Annotated in this window: 22 protein-coding genes; 15 read left to right on the top strand and 7 right to left on the bottom strand. The window is 69.8% G+C overall.

From position 1 onward, the window contains the following. From E1258_RS16715 to E1258_RS16725, 3 genes are all read left to right on the top strand, one after another. On the top strand, positions 1-1,449 hold a 1,449-nt coding region (locus E1258_RS16715; RefSeq protein ID WP_132401849.1), incomplete at its 5' end, for an amylo-alpha-1,6-glucosidase. 100 nt (positions 1,450-1,549) lie between these two features. After that, the gene (locus tag E1258_RS16720; RefSeq protein WP_132401852.1) at positions 1,550-2,296 is read left to right on the top strand and encodes a 1-acyl-sn-glycerol-3-phosphate acyltransferase; all 747 of its coding nucleotides are present in this window, start codon (positions 1,550-1,552) and stop codon (positions 2,294-2,296) included. 151 nt (positions 2,297-2,447) lie between these two features. Then, entirely contained in the window at positions 2,448-2,948 is a 501-nt protein-coding gene (locus E1258_RS16725) for a GNAT family N-acetyltransferase (protein ID WP_132401855.1), read from the top strand. 36 nt (positions 2,949-2,984) lie between these two features. Here the strand turns inward: E1258_RS16725 and E1258_RS16730 are convergent, their stop codons facing one another. Continuing rightward, positions 2,985-3,425 carry a hypothetical protein gene (locus E1258_RS16730; RefSeq protein WP_132401858.1) on the bottom strand — a complete coding sequence of 147 codons (441 nt, stop codon included), beginning with the start codon at positions 3,423-3,425 and terminating at the stop codon, positions 2,985-2,987. A gap of 100 nt (positions 3,426-3,525) precedes the next feature. Between E1258_RS16730 and E1258_RS16735 the strand changes: the two genes are divergently transcribed. Then, the gene (locus E1258_RS16735) at positions 3,526-4,935 is read left to right on the top strand and encodes a glycoside hydrolase (protein WP_132401861.1); all 1,410 of its coding nucleotides are present in this window, start codon (positions 3,526-3,528) and stop codon (positions 4,933-4,935) included. A 66-nt stretch (positions 4,936-5,001) separates the two neighbouring features. Here E1258_RS16735 and E1258_RS16740 read toward each other — a convergent pair whose 3' ends face one another. Continuing rightward, on the bottom strand, positions 5,002-5,199 hold the full coding sequence (locus tag E1258_RS16740) for a DUF397 domain-containing protein (protein ID WP_132401864.1): 198 nt from the start codon (positions 5,197-5,199) through the stop codon (positions 5,002-5,004). Beyond that, complete coding sequence (locus tag E1258_RS16745; protein WP_132401867.1) at positions 5,196-6,080, bottom strand: helix-turn-helix transcriptional regulator; 885 nt, start codon at positions 6,078-6,080, stop codon at positions 5,196-5,198. The genes E1258_RS16740 and E1258_RS16745 overlap by 4 nt, the downstream gene beginning before the upstream one ends. A gap of 275 nt (positions 6,081-6,355) precedes the next feature. Here E1258_RS16745 and E1258_RS16750 point away from each other — a divergent pair, with 275 nt between their 5' ends. Both E1258_RS16750 and murC read left to right on the top strand, forming a co-directional pair. Next, positions 6,356-6,667: a hypothetical protein gene (locus E1258_RS16750; protein WP_132401908.1), complete on the top strand. Its 312-nt coding sequence runs from the start codon at positions 6,356-6,358 to the stop codon at positions 6,665-6,667. Continuing rightward, positions 6,664-8,148: a UDP-N-acetylmuramate--L-alanine ligase gene (gene murC / locus E1258_RS16755; protein ID WP_132401870.1), complete on the top strand. Its 1,485-nt coding sequence runs from the start codon at positions 6,664-6,666 to the stop codon at positions 8,146-8,148. The genes E1258_RS16750 and murC overlap by 4 nt, the downstream gene beginning before the upstream one ends. Positions 8,149-8,267: 119 nt before the next feature. On the opposite strand, the gene E1258_RS16760 is transcribed toward murC, so the two are convergent. Genes E1258_RS16760 through E1258_RS16770 form a run of 3 tightly spaced genes read right to left on the bottom strand, consistent with a single transcriptional unit; the run spans position 8,268 to position 11,159 of the window. After that, on the bottom strand, positions 8,268-9,326 hold the full coding sequence (locus E1258_RS16760; protein WP_207919592.1) for a hypothetical protein: 1,059 nt from the start codon (positions 9,324-9,326) through the stop codon (positions 8,268-8,270). A gap of 13 nt (positions 9,327-9,339) precedes the next feature. Further along, on the bottom strand, positions 9,340-10,329 hold the full coding sequence (locus E1258_RS16765; RefSeq protein WP_132401873.1) for a transporter: 990 nt from the start codon (positions 10,327-10,329) through the stop codon (positions 9,340-9,342). Next, complete coding sequence (locus tag E1258_RS16770) at positions 10,326-11,159, bottom strand: ABC transporter ATP-binding protein (protein ID WP_371688628.1); 834 nt, start codon at positions 11,157-11,159, stop codon at positions 10,326-10,328. The genes E1258_RS16765 and E1258_RS16770 overlap by 4 nt, the downstream gene beginning before the upstream one ends. A 9-nt stretch (positions 11,160-11,168) precedes the next feature. Between E1258_RS16770 and E1258_RS16775 the strand changes: the two genes are divergently transcribed. From E1258_RS16775 to E1258_RS16805, 6 genes are all read left to right on the top strand, one after another. Further along, positions 11,169-11,831, top strand: coding sequence for a response regulator transcription factor (locus E1258_RS16775; protein ID WP_132401879.1), 663 nt, complete (start codon positions 11,169-11,171; stop codon positions 11,829-11,831). Further along, positions 11,828-12,964, top strand: a complete 1,137-nt coding sequence (locus E1258_RS16780; RefSeq protein WP_132401882.1) for a HAMP domain-containing sensor histidine kinase — start codon at positions 11,828-11,830, stop codon at positions 12,962-12,964. Before E1258_RS16775 ends, E1258_RS16780 begins: the two co-directional genes overlap by 4 nt. A gap of 1,029 nt (positions 12,965-13,993) precedes the next feature. Then, positions 13,994-14,521 carry an NUDIX domain-containing protein gene (locus E1258_RS16790; protein WP_256371007.1) on the top strand — a complete coding sequence of 176 codons (528 nt, stop codon included), beginning with the start codon at positions 13,994-13,996 and terminating at the stop codon, positions 14,519-14,521. Then, a complete protein-coding gene (xerC, locus tag E1258_RS16795) occupies positions 14,406-14,969 on the top strand; it encodes a tyrosine recombinase XerC (RefSeq protein WP_132401887.1) in 564 nt (187 codons plus the stop codon). Before E1258_RS16790 ends, xerC begins: the two co-directional genes overlap by 116 nt. Positions 14,970-14,993: 24 nt before the next feature. Next, positions 14,994-15,404 (top strand): tyrosine-type recombinase/integrase, encoded by a 411-nt coding sequence (locus tag E1258_RS16800; RefSeq protein ID WP_165949796.1) that lies wholly within the window; start codon positions 14,994-14,996, stop codon positions 15,402-15,404. Positions 15,405-15,663: 259 nt separating this feature from the next. After that, complete coding sequence (locus E1258_RS16805) at positions 15,664-17,034, top strand: site-specific integrase (protein ID WP_132401893.1); 1,371 nt, start codon at positions 15,664-15,666, stop codon at positions 17,032-17,034. On the opposite strand, the gene E1258_RS16810 is transcribed toward E1258_RS16805, so the two are convergent. After that, the gene (locus E1258_RS16810) at positions 17,031-17,402 is read right to left on the bottom strand and encodes a helix-turn-helix transcriptional regulator (RefSeq protein ID WP_165949797.1); all 372 of its coding nucleotides are present in this window, start codon (positions 17,400-17,402) and stop codon (positions 17,031-17,033) included. The genes E1258_RS16805 and E1258_RS16810 overlap by 4 nt on opposite strands. Before the next feature lie 165 nt (positions 17,403-17,567). On the opposite strand from E1258_RS16810, the gene E1258_RS16815 reads away from it, so the two are divergent. The 3 genes from E1258_RS16815 to E1258_RS16825 form a co-directional block, all read left to right on the top strand. Next, on the top strand, positions 17,568-17,774 hold the full coding sequence (locus tag E1258_RS16815; RefSeq protein ID WP_165949798.1) for a helix-turn-helix domain-containing protein: 207 nt from the start codon (positions 17,568-17,570) through the stop codon (positions 17,772-17,774). Next, on the top strand, positions 17,771-18,052 hold the full coding sequence (locus E1258_RS16820) for a hypothetical protein (RefSeq protein WP_132401902.1): 282 nt from the start codon (positions 17,771-17,773) through the stop codon (positions 18,050-18,052). The genes E1258_RS16815 and E1258_RS16820 overlap by 4 nt, the downstream gene beginning before the upstream one ends. A 75-nt stretch (positions 18,053-18,127) precedes the next feature. Next, positions 18,128-18,321 (top strand): hypothetical protein (locus E1258_RS16825; RefSeq protein ID WP_132401905.1); only part of this gene is annotated, 194 nt, incomplete at its 3' end.

Below are 18,321 nucleotides of genomic sequence, written 5' to 3' on the forward strand. Positions count from 1 at the left end.
GACATGCGGATGGGCTTGCGGGCACACGGCCCCGAGCGGCTGGCCCTCCAGCAGGACCTCCAGGAGTGGATCGCCGCCGCGCCGAAGCTGAACTGCGAGTGCGAGCACCTGGCCCGGACCTACCAGCGGAGCCTGGTCGACCTCGCCGCGCTGCGCTTCTCGCCGTTGTCGCTCGGCGGAACCGCCCTGCCGGCGGCCGGCCTGCCCTGGTTCATGACGATGTTCGGCCGGGACAGCATCCTGACCTGCCTACAGGTGCTGCCGTTCGTCCCGGAGCTGTCCAAGACGACGCTGCGCATCCTCGCGTCGTTGCAGGGCACCCGGCTCGACGACTTCCGCGACGAGGACCCCGGGCGCATCCTGCACGAGATGCGCTACGGCGAGACGGCCGCGTTCGAGGAGCAGCCGCACTCGCCGTACTACGGCTCGGTCGACGCGACGCCGCTGTTCGTGGTGCTGCTCGACGAGTACGAGCGGTGGAGCGGGGACGTGTCGCTGGTGCGGGAACTGGAGCAGGAGTGCCGGGCCGCGCTCAGGTGGATCGACGACTACGCCGACCTGGTCGGCAACGGCTACATCTGGTACGAGCGGCGCAACACCGACACCGGCCTGGAGAACCAGTGTTGGAAGGACTCCTGGGACTCGATCTCGTATCGCGACGGCACGCTGCTGCCCTTCCCCCGTGCCACCTGCGAGGTGCAGGGGTACGCGTACGACGCGAAGGTCCGGGCCGCCCGGCTGGCGCGCGAGTGCTGGGGCGACCCGGAGTACGCGGACCACCTGGAGTCGCAGGCCGCGCAGCTCAAGGAGCGGTTCAACCGGGACTGGTGGGTCGACGACGGCCAGTTCTACGCCCTCGCCCTCGACCCCGACGGCGGCCGGGCGGAGGTGCTCAGCTCCAACATCGGCCACCTGCTGTGGAGCGGCATCGTCGACCACGACCGGGCCGAGCGGATCGCCGAGCACCTGGTCGGGCCCCGGCTGTTCTCCGGCTGGGGGGTGCGGACGCTGGCCGAGGGGGAGGTCCGCTACAACCCGATCGGGTACCACAACGGCACGATCTGGCCGTTCGACAACTCGTTCATCGCCTGGGGGCTGCGCCGGTACGGCTTCGCCGAGGAGGCCGCCACCATCGCCAACGGGATCATCGACGCCGCGCGCTACTTCGACGGACGGCTGCCGGAGGCCTTCGGCGGGTACCAGCGCGAGCTGACCAAGTTCCCGGTGGAGTACCCGACGGCGTGCAGCCCGCAGGCCTGGTCGACCGGCACCCCGATGCTGCTGCTGCGCACCATGCTCGGCATCGAGCCGCACGAGGGGCACCTGTCGGTCGAGCCGAGCCTGCCCAGCGGCATGGGCCGGATCGAGGTGCTGGACATCCCGGGCCGGTGGGGCAAGGTCGACGCGTTCGCGCGCGGCCGGCTGGACCTGAAAACCCTTCCCGACTGACCGGCACCGGGCCGGCGCGGTGGCAGCGGGGTGGCGGCACGCGTGGGACGGGGGGTCCGGCCCTGGCGTGTCCCCACCCCCAGCGGGGTAAAGTCGCCGGATGCCGGAACTCGTGTACCCGCCCGTGATCGCCGTCGCCAAGACGATGTTCCGGGTCCTCGACCTTCGCCTGACCGTGGAGGGCAGCCACCACGTGCCGCGCACCGGCGGGGCGGTGCTGGCCAGCAACCACGTGAGCTACCTGGACTTCATCTTCTGCGGGTACGGCGCGCACGAGTCCGGCCGTCTGGTCCGGTTCATGGCCAAGCACGAGGTGTTCGCACACAAGATCTCCGGCCCGCTGATGCGCGGCATGAAGCACATCCCGGTGAACCGGCGGGCCGGCGCCGGGTCGTACAGCACGGCCGTGGACGCGCTGCGCCGCGGCGAGGTGGTGGGCGTCTTCCCCGAGGCGACCATCAGCCGCTCGTTCACCGTGAAGGACCTCAAGAACGGGGCGGCCCGGATGGCCCAGGATGCCGAGGTGCCGCTGCTGCCGGTCGCGTTGTGGGGCACCCAGCGGCTCTGGACGAAGGGCCGGCCGAGGACGCTCACCCGACGGCACACCCCGATCACCATCCTCGTTGGCGAGCCGATCGACCCGGCCGCCCACCCGGACGCGAACGCGCTGAGCGCCGAGCTGAGGACCCGGCTGACCGCCCTGGTCGACCGGGCCCAGCGGGCGTACCCGGACACCCCGGCCGGGGACGACACCTGGTGGCAGCCGGCCCACCTCGGCGGCACCGCGCCGACGCCGGAGGAGGCCGCCGCGCTCGACCGGGGCGGTCGGCGTACCTCCGCCGCCTGACCCGGGCCCGCCCGGCGGCCCGCCGGGGATGCGGGGCTGTTCTGGCCCCGGGCTCCTGGTGGCCCCCACGCCAAAGGACGGCGTGGCCCCCGCACGCCCTGACCGGAAAACCGGGTGGGGCCGAGGCGGGGGTGCCCGGTAGGGTGCCCCGATGGCCACCCCACGCCTGGAAAAGATCACGCCCGGCAACGTCGACGCCGCCTGCGACCTGCGGGTACGGCCGGACCAGGAACACCTGGTCGAGCCGGTCGCCCGGTCGCTGGCCGAGGCGTACGCGTGGCAGGACATCGCCTGGCCCCGGCTCGTCTACGACGGCGACGAGGTGGTGGGCTTCCTGATGGGCTTCTTCCGCATCCCGTGGAGCGAGGACGCCCCCACCGACCTGCGCTCCGGGCTGTGGCGGCTCAACGTCGCCGCCGAGCGGCAGGGACGCGGGTACGGGCGGTTCGCCGTCCGGGCCGTGGCCGAGGAGGCCCGGCGGCGCGGCGAGCGGCGGATCTTCACCACCTGGGAGCCGGGTGCGGACGGGCCGGAGGAGTTCTACCTGCGGCTCGGGTTCCGGCCGACGGGGGAGCGCAGCGGCGGCCAGACCGTCGGCGAACTGGACCTGTCGACGCTGGCCTCGGTTGGCGTGACGTCGGATGCCGGCTGAGGGGTGCCCGACACGTGGGGGCGGTGAGTGGGGCACCTACACCGGGAAATAGACGTCGACCGCGTAGAAGCCGCCGGCCACGTCGCACGTCTCGTCGAATCCGTAAGTGCGGGTGGTGCCCGCGGAGGCGGTGCGCGTCTCGTCGAAATAGCAGCTCAGGTTGCCGTTGTAGCCGACGAATTCCACCGTCCGCGAGGCGCTGACCGCCTTCACGTAGCCGGTGATGTTCAGGCTGCGGTTGTAGAAGGTGACGGTGCCTTCGGCGATCGACGCGCCGTAGGTGATGCGGAACGGCTGGGGGGTCGAGTCGGCCACCATGATCCTGGCGGCGTGGCTGCGCGTCGGCGCGGTGGCCTGCGCTGACGTGGTGACCTGGGCCGGCGTGACGGCCTGGGCCGGCGTGGCGGTGGTCAGGGCGACGGCGGCGGCCAGGGCCCCCGCCAGTCGTGCGAAATTCCTGTGCGCGGTCGTCGACACTTCCTGTCTCCCGTCTCGGAAGAAATGATTATCCTACGACGTGCATCGATGTCGTTAGTATGGCTCGGAGTGTCTCCCCGCGCGACGTCAGGAGAGCTTCGTGCTTCGATCCCGCACCCTCGTCACCGCCGTCACGGCCCTCACCGTCCTGGCCGGCACACCCGCTCACGCCGGCCCCCGACCGGGCCTCGACCTCGACCGCGCCGAGACCCACCAGCACATCGACGGCTTCGGCTACTCCATCGCCTTCCAGCGCGCCACGCTGGTCCACAACCTGTCCGAGGCGAAGCGCGCGGAGGTCCTCGACCTGCTCCTCGACCGGAGGAAGGGTGCCGCGCCGACCATCCTGCGGCTCGGCATCGGCTCGTCGACGACCGACGTGTACGACAACATGCTGTCCATCCAGCCGAACGACCCGGGCGGTCCGACCGCCACCCCGAACTACCAGTGGGACGGCTGGGACGGCGGCCAGGTGTGGTACACCAAGGAGGCGCGCAAGCGCGGGATCAACCGGTTCTACGCCGACGCGTGGAGCGCCCCGGGGTACATGAAGGACAACGGGACCGACGCCAACGGCGGGAGCCTCTGCGGCCTGGCGGGCGTGACCTGCGCCAGCGGCGACTGGCGCGAGGCGTATGCGCGCTACCTCGTGCAGTACGCCAAGTTCTACCAGCGCGAGGGCATCCGGATCGACGAGATCGGGTTCACCAACGAGCCCGACTGGACCGCCCCGTACGCCTCGATGCGGTTCACGCCGGCTCAGGCGGCCGAGTTCGTGAAGGTCATCGGCCCCATCGCCGAGCAGGCCGGGGTGGACCTGGCCTGCTGCGACTCGTTCGGCTGGCAGCAGTCGGACGCGTACGGCCAGGCGATCGAGGCGGACCCGGAGGCCCGCCGCCACCTGGACCTGTTCACCGGGCACGGCTACGCCAGCCCCTCGGATCGCCCGCTGCCGACCACGGCACCCGTCTGGATGACGGAGTGGGCCCCGTCGAGCGTCTCCGACGGCTGGAACGAGGCATGGGACAGCGGCAAGGGCACCGACGGCATCGCGGTCGCCCAGCGCATCCACGACACCCTCGCGAAGGCGGACGCCAGTGCCTTCGTCTACTGGCTCGGTTCCTCCCGGGGCGCGACGGCGGCCCTCGTCCAGGTCGACAACACCACCGACAGCTACCGGGTGTCGTCCCGGCTGTACGCCTTCGCCGCGTACAGCCGGTTCATCCGCCCCGGCGCGGTCCGGATCGGCGTCGACGGCGCGCCGGCGGGCCTGGCGGTGTCGGCGTACCGCAACGCCGACGGCACCGAGGTGGTGCAGATCATCAACACCTCGACCGAGACCGTACGGACCACCGTCGACCTGAGGAAGCCGACCGCGTACCTCACCGACTCGACGCACAAGCTGGAGGAGGCCCCCGGGCTCGTCACCGGGCACGGCGGGCACCCGACGGTCGAACTGGCACCGCGCTCGTTGACCACCCTGGTCAGCGGCCACCCCGGCCGGGGCTGACCTGCCGGTCGTGGCCCTTCGCGGGTTTCGGGGCCGCCCGCCGGCAAGGTGGGCGGCCCCGATCGGTCAGCGCGGCCCGCGCCGTAGCTGGCCCACGAAGGCCGACCAGGCCGTCGGGGCGAACGTGAGCGTCGGCCCGGCCTGGTCCTTGCTGTCCCGCACGCCCACGACGCCGGGCAGGTTGTCGGCCACCTCGACGCAGTTGCCGCCACTGCCGCCGCTGCGGGTGCTCTTGCGCCAGACGGCACCGGCAAGGTCACTCATGTGCGCTCCTCGATGATCATCTTGATCATTTCCTCTGATTCTGCCTCATCCGACGCGAGCGTCTCCAGGTCGGACCAGACGTGCTCGTAGGCGGCGACCTCGGCCGGCTTGTCGAGGTAGAGAGCGCCGGTGATGTTCTCCAGGTAGACGGTGGTCGGCTCGGTCGAGGCCCGGCCGAACGCCTGCGGGAAGTCCAGCAGGACGAAGGTGCCCGTCTCGCTGGCCAGCGGCGGCCCGGCGGCCAGCGGGAGGACGCGCAGGCTCACGTTCGGCAGCGCGGCGACGTCGAGCAGGTGCCGCAGTTGCCCGGCCATGGCCTGCCGGTCCGGGATGGTGCGTCGCAGCACGGCCTCGCTCATCACCACCTTCAGCGTGGGCGCGCTGGGCAGCCGCCGCATCAGGACGTGCTGGCGCTGCATCCGCACCTCGACGAGCTTCTCCCGCTCCGCCTCGCTCATCGTGGGGTTCTTGCGGTGGAACAGTTCGGCGGCGTATTCCCTTGTTTGGAGTAATCCTGGAATCAGTTCGGCGTCATATTGGCGCAGTGCGGCGGCGTTGCTTTCCAGCCCGACGTACAGCGAGAACCATGGTGGGACGATCTCGCCGTACGAGTGCCACCAGCCCTTGGCGCGGGTCTCCTTCGCGAGGCCGGTGACGATCGCCTTCATGTCCTCCGGCACCCGGTACATCTCGCACATGGCTCGGGCGTCCACCAGCCGGACCGGCACCAGACCCTTCTCGATGCGCCACACCTTCTGCCGCGAGCAGTCCAGCCCCTCGGCTGCGGCGTCCAGCGAGACCGAGGCGTCCTCGCGAAGCTGCGTGAGCAGCCTGCCGAGCTGCCGCCGGGGAACGGTCGACCCGCTTGTTTCATCCGTCATGCAACATCACCACAGTTCTCCTGCAACAGGCGGTGTTTCTGCTCGCGCATTTCTCTCCTTCATTCTTCGTGCGTCAATTCGACTTGAGATTAGGGGGATGGGAGGTGTTGCGCAAGGTGCTGGCGGTGTCACAGGATGTCGAATATCCGCATGGCCGTGAGGGGCTCCAGAAATGGCGTCGACAACAGCCCGCCGTTCCGCTCACCGCGAAATTGTGTGGCCAGGGCGGAGCTATTCTCCGGAAAGGGGGAGGAGTCGTGACCGGCCGCCGCCAGGTGCCGGCGCGGGAATCGGCCACGAGTACGTCGCCGCCGAAGGCGGGCGACCTGGTGCAGGTGACCCGCGCGGCGAGCGTGCAGTTCGTCGAGCCGATCATGTGCCGGGTCATCCGGGTGCTCGACTGGATCACCTACGACCGGTGGATGTGGCTCGACGTGTACCAACTGGACGACAAGGGCGAAGCCGTCGCCCGTCGGTCGATCTTCGTTCAGCCGGCCGGGCTGCGGGCAACCCCGGTCGGCGCACGGCTGACCACGGCTGACCCGGTATCCGTCATCCCGCACGACCAAGGAGACCCGGCATCATGACCGACACGATCGATTCGCACTCCGGCCCGATCGACCTGTCCCGCCCGTACCTCGTGGGCGTCGGCGGGCCCGCGATGTCCGGCCTGGCCCGGCTGCTGGCCGAGCTGGGCCACCAGGTCAGCGGAAGCGACATCCACGACTCGGACATCCTCGCGGCGCTGCGCACGGCCGGCGTACGGGTACGCGTGGGCCACGACGCGGCGTATGTCGAGGGCGCGAGCTGCGTCGTGCACACCACGGGCGCGCGGAACGCGCCGGAGGTACGCGCGGCCCGTGCCGCCGGCATCCCGGTGGTGCGCCGGGCGCAGGTCCTCGACAAGCTGGCCGACGGGCGGCGGCTGGTGGCGGTGTCCGGTTCGCACGGCAAGTCCACCACGGCGGGCATGCTGGTCCACGTCCTGCGCACCCTCGGGCAGGACCCGACGTACCTGATCGGCGCCGACCTGACGGGGCCGGGTTCCGGAGCCCACCTCGGCCGGTCCCGGCTGCTGGTCGCGGAGGCGGACGAGTCGTACCGTCCGTTCCACCTCCTGTCCCCGTCACTGGCGGTCGTCACGAACGTGACCGACGATCACCCGAGCTTCGTCAGCCGCGCCGACGTGCTGCGCGCCTACGTCGAATTCGGCTGCCGGATCGCGCCGGACGGGTTCCTGATCGTCAACGCCGACTGCGTGGGTGCGACGGTGGCCGCACACGTCATCGCCGACGAGCGCCCCGATGTGATGGTGCTGCGCTGCGGGCGGGACCGCGCGGCCGACGTCCGGCTCCTGGACGTGCACGCCGAGGGCTGGTCGGCGTCCGCGACGGTGCGGATGCCGAACGGCACCGAGACGCGGCTGACCCTGCCGACCCCGGCGACGCACCACCTGGACGACGCGGCGGCGGCCGTGGCCTGCGCGGTGGCCCTCGGGCTGGACCCCGCCGACGTGGCCGCAGCGGTGGGTACCTTCGCCGGGGTGCGCCGCCGGTTCGAGCACATCGACACCCGGGCCGGAGTGACGGTGATCGACTCCTACGCCGGCCACCCGAACGAGATCGCCGCCGACCTGCAAGCCGCGCGCACCCTGGCCCGAGGGCGGGTGTTCGTGGTGTTCCAGCCCTCCGGACACGCCCGCGTCCCCGCCCTCGGCGAGCGCATCGGCCGCGTCCCCGCCCTCGGCGAGCGCATCGGCTGCGTCCTCGCCCTCGGCGAGCGCATCGGCCGCGTCCTGGCGGACAACGCCGACTACGTACTGCTGCTCGACGTACCCGACAACCTGTCGGACGGCCGTCCGTTGGCCGACACCGACGCGATCGCGGCCAGGCTGCGCGACGGTGCCTACTGCCTGCCCCTCGGACCGGACCACGCGGCCCGGGTGATCGCGCGGATGGCCGGGCGGGGTGACGTGGTGCTGACGATGGGCGCCGGTGACGTGACCGGCTACGGCGCGGCGATCCTGGACGGCCTGGGCCGCCGCGCCGAGGTCGCCCTGTCCGCCTGACGGCTACGCGCTGACAGCGCCGGGTTCCTCGATCACGCGCCCGCTCGGTCCAGGGTGGAAGGCGCGCGGTTCACGGCCATGTCCTCCGCGCATGATCGTTCTCTGGTGCTGCGGAAACGTCAGGAGCCGAACTCCAGCGGGCCGGATTCGAGCTCTCGCCGGAAGAACGTCTCCGGGTGCATGAGCCCGCCCGGCGGGTCCTGTATGGCGGCGGCTCGGCGTCGAAGTTCGGCGATGTATGCGGTGTCGAGGACGGTGGCCGCGGCAATCGGCTGCCGGGGTATGAGGGCGCGGGGGCCGATGTACAGGTACGCGTCGGCACCCGGATAGCCCTTGGTCGCGGCGGGCTGGCCGGGCCGCGATTCGAAGTAGGACGAGTCGAGACGGCCCAGCCACGTGCCGGAGAACGGCATGATTGACGGCACCGGCCAGCCGGTCATGCGCGCCTCGAGCCGGTCGTTGTCCTTCTGGAAGCCCATGTGCGTGGCGATCGTGTACGTGCGGCCCGGGTACTTCTGCTCGTACATCGCCACCGCGCTGCCGCCGCTGTGCAGCAGGTGACTGATGCCGAAGAGCATGAGCGCCTTGCGGTGCTTGGCGAAGACCTCTTTCTCCATCACCGTGGCGATCGTGTGATCGCGTTCCTCGAACGGCGCCAGATCCTCGGGTCTGTGCACGGTGTCCCAGTTGATGGGCGGGTCGCAGGCCAGGATCCGCAGTTTCCGTCCCGGCGGCAGGGTCATGTTGACCTGGCGTACGACCGGGAACAGCCGTTCGTAGAAGGCGGAGAAGCCGCAACTGGGCTGGGTGGTGTCCCGCCACACCTTGCGTACCTGGGCGAGGGTCACGTCGCCGCCTGTGATGTACCGATCCAGCAGTGGCTGGTACCGCGAGTTGCCGCACTCTACGGCGATGTCGTCGACCTGCTCCGCGAACTTCGGATTCCGGATCAGGTCCAGGTAGACGTCGTTCGGGGCGGCGCCGGCCACGACCTCGTACTTGTCGAAGGCGGCCAGGATGGCAGTCTGGGCATCCTGGGCGGATTCATGGGTTTCCTGGGATGCTCTTGCGGCGGTCGGGGTGGTGCCGGTGAAGGCGGTCGTGGCCGCCAGCCCGGCAGCCAGTAGGGCGCCGGCTGCCACCGCCGCGACGGTGAGTCGGCTGGTTGCGCGTGTCATGGGGTCCTCCGGTTCAGGCGATGCGGCGGATACGGCGGATGGCGAGGTAGAGCAGCAGCGCCGCGAGCGCGACGAAGATGCCGGTCTCGATGCTCTGGAACAGCCAGAACCGGTCGCCGGGCTGGTAGAGCTGCCAGTTGTACGACCCGGACGTGATGCCGAGGTCGGTGCCGCAGGCCGCGCCCGGTCCGGTGGCGCCGGGTGCGCAGGCGATCTGGGCGTTGGGAGTCAGCATCTTGCCGGAGGCGTCGCGGATGCCGTACGAGATGATCCAGTCCTGAGCGGCCGGGTTGGTTTGCACGGCGGCGTCCTTGACCGGGAACGTGAGCACGCGGGCAGGCAGGTAGTGCGGCCGGGCCAGCGTCGCGAGGGCGACCCGCAGGCCGACGAACCCGGTGAGGGTCGCGGTCATCGCGGGCAGCACCTTGGGCCACACCGTGCCGGCGCAAACCCCGAGCGCCACCGCGAACAGCGTGTACCCGATCGGCGCCAAGCCCTGCATGTCGAAGAAGAAGGCGTTGAACCGGCCGTGCTGCCCGGCCTCGCTGATCGGGGTCAGCCACCACGACGTGCCCAGGCCGTAGACGACCGAGGCGATCAGTGCGCCGGTGCCCGTGACGCCGAACTTGACCAGTGCCCAGTGACGTCGGCTGACGGCCTGGGTCCAGACCATCCGGTGAGTGCCGGCCTCGACCTCGCGGGCGACCAGCGGAGCGCCCCAGAAGAGCCCGACCAGCAGCGGCAGGACGAGGAACAGGATGCCGGCCATGCTCATGGTGGCGTACTCGTTGTTGAACGCGACCGACGCGCGGCCGCAGGTGTCGGCGCTCGCGGCGACGACGGAGCGGGTGCCCAGCGCGCGTACGCAGTCTGCTAGGCCCAGGTCGGCGAACGTGTGCCGCATAGCCAGGCCGGTCGGGATCATGAACGCTGCCAGTAGCACGAGCCCGATCGCGGTGACCAATGCCTGCTTGCGGTGCTGCCGCCAGGTCAGCCAGATCATGCCGCCGCCCCCTTCGCGAGGTGGCGGAGCACGAGGTCCTCCACGCTCACCTGCCTGTGCTCGGCGAGCAGCGCATCGACGCTCCCGCTCAGCCGCACCTGCGAGGCGTCCAGCACGATCAGGTAGTCGCAGGTCCGCTCGAGGTCCGCCAGGATGTGCGACGACAACAGCACGGTGGTGCCGGTCTCAGCGACGATGCCGATCAATGCGTCCAGGAACTCGCGGCGGGCCAGCGGGTCGATGCTCGCGACCGGCTCGTCGAGCAGCAGCAGCCGGGGCCGCTTGGCCATCGCCAGAGCGAGCGCGACCTGTGCCCGCTGGCCGCCCGACAGCCGGCCGACCGGCTTGTCCCGCGGGATGCCGATCTGTGCGAGACGACGGCGGGCCAGCGTCAGGTCGAAGCGCCGGTTCAGCCGTTCACCCATTGTGAACAGCTCGTCGGCCGTGAAGTCCCGGTACAACGGCGTGTCCTGGGCCACGAAGCCAACCTCGGACAGGACCGCGGTGTTGTCGTACGGTGCCTGCCCGAAGACCCGGACCGTGCCGGCATCCGGGCGCAGCAAGCCCACCGCTAAATGCAGCAGCGTGCTCTTGCCCGCGCCGTTCGGGCCGACCAGCGCGGCCACCCTGCCCGCGGGCAGGCGCAGCGAGCAGTCCCGCAGCGCCCACGTTCGCCCGTACCGTTTCCCGAGTCGATCGGTCTCGAGCACGATCTCCATCGCCTGCCCTCTCGTCGTCGTCCAAGCGGTTGCGGGTGTCAGTTCTACGGAGACGCCGGTGTCAGCACGGTGTCGGCGGGTGACACCGTGCCGACACCTACGAGGTGGCATCGTGGGGTGATGCGTGTACTGGTCGTCGAGGATTTTGAGGTGCTGGCCCGAGCGGTGGGCACTGGGCTGCGGCGCGAGGGCATGGCGGTCGACGTGGTGCTCGACGGCGACGGGGCGCTCGAAAGCCTCGCAGTGACCAGCTACGACGTCGTGGTGCTCGACCGGGATCTGCCCGGCGTTCCGGGCGACGAGGTATGCCGGCGGATCGTCGGCGAGCACCCGGAAACCCGGGTGCTGATGCTGACCGCGGCCACCACGGTGCAGCAGCGAGTCGACGGTCTGGGCCTAGGCGCCGACGACTACCTGCCGAAGCCCTTCGATTTCGCCGAGCTGGTGGCTCGGGTGCGCGCGCTCGGTCGCCGGCCGGGCGCGGCCCTGCCGCCGATCCTGGGCAACGGCGAGGTGACGCTCGATCCGAGCCGCCGGGTCGCGACCCGGGCCGGGCGCCGGCTGGATCTCAGCCCGAAGGAGTTTGCGGTGCTGGAGTGCCTGCTCGCCGCGCACGGCCGGTTGGTGTCGGCGGAGGAGCTCCTGGAACGCGTCTGGGACGAGGCGGCCGACCCGTTCACCACAGCGGTGAAGACCACCATCCGCCGACTGCGGGCCAAACTGGGCGAGCCGCCGATCATTCACACCGTCCGTGAGGGCGGCTACCGGATCGGTGCTGCGTGACCCGGCGCCTCCGGCTTCCCCGCCGGAGCCTGCACCTCCAGCTCACCCTGCTGTACGCCGTACCGTTCCTGATCTCCGGTGTCGTGCTACTCGCGATCCCGCTGCTGGGCACCAAGGACGTCGTGCCGGCCGGCACGGGCCTCCCCGGAGTTCAACCGCAGCCAGACCAGCGGCTCACCACCTCGGCCGTAGAGATCGCGATCATGGTGGTCGTCTCGCTGGTCCTCGGCTGGTTCGTCGCCGGCCGATTCCTGCGTCCGCTGCGTACCATCACCGCCACCGCCCGTGACATCTCCGCCACCAACCTGCACCGGCGGCTCGGCCGCACCGGGCTGCACAACGAATTCACCGAGCTGGCCGAAACCCTCGACCAGCTGTTCGGACGCCTGGAGACGTCGTTCGACGCGCAGCGGTACTTCGTCGCCAACGCCTCACACGAGCTGCGCACCCCGCTGACCGCCGAGCGAACCGTGCTGCAGGTGGCGCTCGCCGATCCCGACGCCACCATCGAGACGCTGCGCGCGGCATGCCACGAGGTGCTCGCCCTCGGCGACCAGCAGGAACGTCTCATCGCGGCGCTGCTCACCCTGGCCGAGGGACAGCAGACCCCGCACGTGCACACGCCGGTCGACCTCGCCGAGATCGCCGCCGAGGCGCTCACCGTTCGGTGGCCCGAGGCCGAACGCCGCCGCATCCAGGTAGATGCCGCGATCGAGCCGGCGCCCGCGTCCGGCGACCCCGAGCTGATCGAACGCCTGATCACCAACCTCGTCGACAACGCCATCCGGCACAACACCCCAGGCGGCTGGGTCCGGATCCACACCGGTACGACCGGAAACCACAGCACCGTCCGCATAGCCAACGCTGGTCCGGTGATCCCACCCGCCGAATTGGACGCCCTGTTCCAGCCGTTCCACCAGCTGGGAGGTCGCCGGACGGGTCAGGGCCACGGCCTCGGCCTGGCCATCGTCCGGGCGATAGCCGGATCCCACGGCGCGGCGATCAACGCCCAACCGCAGCCGGACGGCGGCCTGGACATCGACATCCGATTCCCGACTCCATCAGCGGTCCGGTGGCAGGCGGACGCACCGCCGGTCGTTGCCCAGCCACAACACCATGGCGTACGGATCTGATCATGTACCGATCACTGGTTTCAGAGCCTTCACTGGCTGCGGAAACCCGCTCGGTGTTCTCTCTTTTTGACGCAGTTGTCTGCATTTCGCACCACGAATAGCTCCATGGCTCTGTTGGTTCGGTGGGTCTGACGAGATCCGGGTGGCCGTTACTCTGTGTGCTGAGTGGTTCCGAGTGGGATCGGTGCCGGCGACAACCCCGACCGATTGCACTCCAAAGCCGCCTGCCCCATTTCTGCGGAGCAGCACCCATCCCCGCCAACTCCGGACGGGTCCGCTTCACCGAGGAGGCGACCGCCGAGCCAACCACGCCCCTCACCCCTTGACCTCCATAGGAGCATCAGGATGGCAAGAGAGCAGGGCGTCGGTACAGTCACGGCGACTCCGGGGAGGACACCCACATGGCAGAGGCCGATAAGGCAATCGAGCGCATCCGGAGGACTTCGGCATATCGGCTGCTCGTCGTCGGTTACCGCTGCCTGCTCCTCGGGTCACTCATGACGGGTCTGACCATCGGCGCGATAGCCCTCTGGTCCCTGAAGCCACCGCTGGTCTGGGTGCCGATCGCCATTACGCTTGGGACAGTGTTTGTCGGGGTGGCCGCGATATGGGTGGGGATAGCGACTTTGTACACCCGTCGACTCATGCCACGGGGTGGCACCAACCGACAAGCAGCTCTGATGAAGACCCTACGACAGGACGTGATGCCGCGAGCGAGGCGTGGCACGTAGCGGTCCGCATCTAGTGCCCCGTCTTTGAACGTTGATCGTGTAATCCGCCAGTGCTGAGGACGTGTCGGGCAGGCTGTCTCTCATCGTTCACGGTGGGAGGTGGTGGCCGGTGGGCAGACGCGCGAAGGTGTTCGTCCCGCCGGTGTCGGTGGCCGAGGGTCAGCGGTTGCAGCGCATCGGTCGGACGGCGGCAGCAAGGACAGCATCCGAAGAGTCAAGGACATCGAGGTGGCACCATGGACGAGAATGACATTGCCTGGGGGATTCCGCCCGGTCATTCAAGTATCGGACGGCGGCCGTGATCCGGGATGACCACCGGCTACCCATGTGGGCGGTCGAGCACACTGACGGCTGGTTCCTGCCTGGTGGCAAAGTGCACTTCGGGGAGGACTCCGCGGCTGCACTGGTGCGTGAACTGCACGAGGAACTCGAAATCGACCTCACCGTCGCCCGGGCGGGTCGGGCTTGCCGCGACTCCTTTGGTGCCCCCGGCTTCGACGGGAGCGACCCCGATGGCGATCGTCCCGCCTCAGCCCTTCACGGCTCCTTGTTCGTCCGCAGTGTGGCCGGTCGGCCCGGCCGATGCCGGCCGCAGGTCGCCAGTAGGCCGGGGGCCGGGCCGGCGCGGCCCGCGAAGCGGGCCGCCTTGATGTGGGCTGGGGCGAGGGCAGGCGGTCTCGGAAGTGGGTCTACGGAAGACGGAGCGGGAAGTGCTCGGGAAGCTGGCCGACCTTCGCCGCCGCCAGGAGCAGGGGTGGAACCTCGCGGCGGCTCCTCGGACGGTGGGGGAGTGGCTGGACGAGTGGTTGCGGATGAAGGAGCGTGACGGGACACGGCCGTCGACGTTGCAGGGCTACCGGAAGCTCATCGAGAACCACGTCCGCCCGGCGCTCGGCCGGCTGGCCCTGGACAAGCTGACGCCGACCGTCATCCGCCGGCTGCTGGCCGAGAAGACGGACGTTGGTCTCTCGGCAACGACGGTTCGGCACATTCACGGGCTGATCCGGAACTCACTCAGTGACGCGGATCGGGAGGAGCTGGTGCACCGCAACGCCGCCAAGTCGGTTCGTCCGCCTGCGATGAGGCAGGTCGAGCGGCGCGCCCTGGGCGTGGATGAGGCCAAGCGGTTGCTCGATGTGCTGCGGGGTCACCGCCTGGAAGCGTTGTACGTCTACGCCTTGACGGTCGGGCTCCGTCGCGGGGAACTGCTCGGGCTCGCCTGGTCGGACATCGACTTCGACGCCGGCACCCCTGACTGTTCGGCAAACCGTTGAGCGGGCCGCTGGCCGGTGCAGCTCGTGGCACCCAAGACGGAGCGGTCCCGGCGGACGGTTCCGGTGCCGGCGCAGACCCTCGCCCTGTTCCGCGCGCACCGTCGACAGCAAGCCACGGACCGGTTGGCGGCGGGTGAGCGGTGGCAGGATCACGGCCTGGTCTTCCCGTCCAAAGTCGGTACGCCGATGGACCCGGACCACATCGACCGGACATGGCACAAGATCCGGGCGGCGGCTGACCTCGACTGGTTACGGCTGCATGATCTGCGGCACGCCTGCGCGACGTTCCTGCTCGTCTCCGGTGCCTCGCCTCGGACGGTGATGAAGGTGCTCGGTCACAGCCAGATCGGGCTGACGATGAACATTTACGCCCACGTCCTGCCGGAGATCGAGCGGGCCGCCGTGGACGAGGCCGCGAAACCCCTCTTCGGCTGACTTGGCTGTACGAATGGCTGTACGGCAGTCGTGGTGATCGACGGAGCCGGGCACGCCAAGCCGCTGACCTGCGGTGAGGGTGGTGCGCCCGGCAGGATTCGAACCTGCGGCCTTGGGATTAGAAGTCGACTCGAAACCCTACTCTGACCTGGGGCTCAGCCCGTTGACCTTGCAAACGGTGTGCGTTCCGTACGGAAAGTGACCGCCGCTGCCTGGTTGGACGTGGCGATTGTCCCCATGGGGACACTATCCTCGGCGGGTGGCGAGCATCGAGAAGCATGGCCCGTCCTGGCGGGTCATCTGGCGATACCAGGGGCAGAAGCAGCGCACGACCTGGGCCACGCTGGACGTCGCCGAGGAGGCGAAGGCCATCGTCGAGGGCTACCGGGGCAACCGCACCGCCGAGCAGGTCTACATCGACATGGGGGTTCTCACCCCCGAGGTACCCGTCCCGACCACACCGACGTACCGCGAATGGGCGGAGAAGTGGCTCGGCTCGAAGACCCGGATTAGCCCCGGCAGTCGGGCGAGGTACAAGCAGCAGTTCCGGGACCACATCTTCCCCACATTCGGTGATACCCCGATCGGCGACATCACCACGATTGCCGTCGGGACGTGGGTTAATGACCTGCGGGCGGTCATGGGATCGCCGAAGACGGTTACCCGCTACTACTCCGCCATGTTCGCCCCGATGAAGGCTGCCGCCGACCAGGGCATCATCCCCGTCAACCCGTGCAAGGCCACGGACTTCAAGCGTGACCAGCGCGCCGACGACGACACCGGCGAGCACAAGGCCGTCTACTTCACACCGCACCAGTTCGAGCAGCTGCGCGCGGCCTTCCCCGAACGGTGGCGCGTCCTACTCGACACCCTGGTCGAAACCGGCGTCCGGTGGGGTGAGGTGACCGCGCTGGCGAAGATGCACTTGGTCGCTCCGACCAAGAGGACGGCGGCGCGGGTCCGGGTGTGGCGGGCGTGGAAGCGCGGCGAGGGCGGGCAGCGATACCTCGGCACCACCAAGGGGCGCGCGAAGCGGTCCCTGCCGATCGGCCGGGACCTGTACGACGCCCTGGCGGCGCTCGTCGACGGGCAGCCGGACGACACCCTGATCTTCCGCCGTGCCGACGGCCGGGAGCTCGACTACTCCGACATGTACAACGACGTGTGGATGCCGTCGCTCATCGCGGCCAGGCGCTGCGCCACCCATCCGCCGGCGCCCCGCGGCGAGCAGTTGGCCGGCGCGACGGGGCGGTGCCGGGACTACGGCGGCACCCGTGACAGCGGCGAGCCGTGCGGCGCCCGCGTCCGGCCCGGCACCACGCGCTGCCCCAGCCACTACGGGCCGGCCCGCAACGCCGTGTCGATGTGCGGCTGTGACGGGGTGCTCGTCATCGACCAGCCCGCGTCGTGGCACGACCTTCGGCACACCTGCGCGGCGTGGCTGTTCAGCGACCCGAGGATGACGCCGCTGATGATCTCTCGGCGGCTCGGTCACGCCACCTTGGCGACCACGTCGGACATCTACGGCGACCTGATGCCGGACCTGGAGGAGTCGGCCGTCGACGCCATCGCCGACGCCCGCAAGAGCGCACAGGGCACCCGGGGGAAGGGCGCCCGGAGGAAGCGTTAGTCCGGCGCCCGGTTGGTCTTCGCGAACAGGTCATGCAGCCGGAGCATGGCCTCTCGCTGCTCGTCGGTGTAGATCCTGTCCCGCAGGATCGCCCCACGGGCGTCCGCCGCCGGGTCGGGTTGAGCGTCCTCGGGCGGCACGATCCCGGCCAGCTCGTAGGCCTCGTGGCGGGGGATGCCGAGGGCGTCGGCGAGCGCGGAGATCGTGGCGGTCTCGACGCGCTTGCGGCTGCCTAAGTCCTTGATCGTGTTGCGGGATACGCCCGACTGGCGGTGTAGCTCGGAATCTGTCCAGTCGCGGGCGGCCTGTTCAGCCTTCATCCGTCGCCAAAAGGCGAATGCTGGACCACGTTCGGACCGCTCAGTCATGTAGCAGGTTGTAGCACGCGGGAACGTTCCGGACATAGCAGCGTCCCGCAAGTTAAGCCAGCACACAACTTTCGACCCGTTCTCTGCTGCATGTTGCTTCGTGATGGTCTGTCATCTACCGTAGGGATCGCACAAGATGCAGCATCACGAAGCAAGCTGGAGGGCGTGCACGTGGTTGAGCAACACCTGACCGTCGATGAGATCGCCGCGCTTCTTCGGGTGTCCCGCTGGAGCGTCGGCCGCTACATCAAGTCCGGTGCTCTCAAGGCCACCAAGGCCGACGGCCGTAACGGGGCCGTCCGAATCCCTCTCAGCAGCTACGCGGCGTTCATCGAAGCCCACACCGAGACCGCGGAAGAGAGGACGCGATGACCCACGCACCCCCGACCACGCTGCCCCAGCTCACCCCCCTCGCCGACGTGGCGAAGCTGCTGCGGATCCCGCCCCGTCGGCTCGCCGACCGGGCGCGGGCCCGCCAGTTCACACACATCCGGATCGGCAAGGAGCGATACGTCACCGCCGAGCAGCTGGATCTGCTGCTCAAGACGTACGAGGTCAGCCCGACGTCGGTGAAGAGCGCCCGCGAGAAGGCCCTTGACGAGACCCGCGAGCGGCTCGCCCGCTCCCGCTCCCGTCGCCCTGCGGCCTGACGCAGACGAGCCCCCACCGCAGCCACGGCAGGGGCCCAACACCCGGACACACCCCCCATCTCACTGGAGGCCCAGATGCACCCGCAGAGTACCCCGACCACCCCGCCGGCCGAGCCGGCCACCCGCACGATCAAGGCCCGGTACCTCGCCGCAGGCATGACCGTGGTCTACGACGACGGCACCCGCGACCTGGTCACCGGCACGATCCGTGACGGCGACGACGTCACCGTGACGAAGGCGGACGGCGCGGTCGCGACCTACTACGTCGA

Source organism: Micromonospora sp. KC207, assembly GCF_004348615.1.
Classification (GTDB): Bacteria; Actinomycetota; Actinomycetes; order Mycobacteriales; family Micromonosporaceae; genus Micromonospora.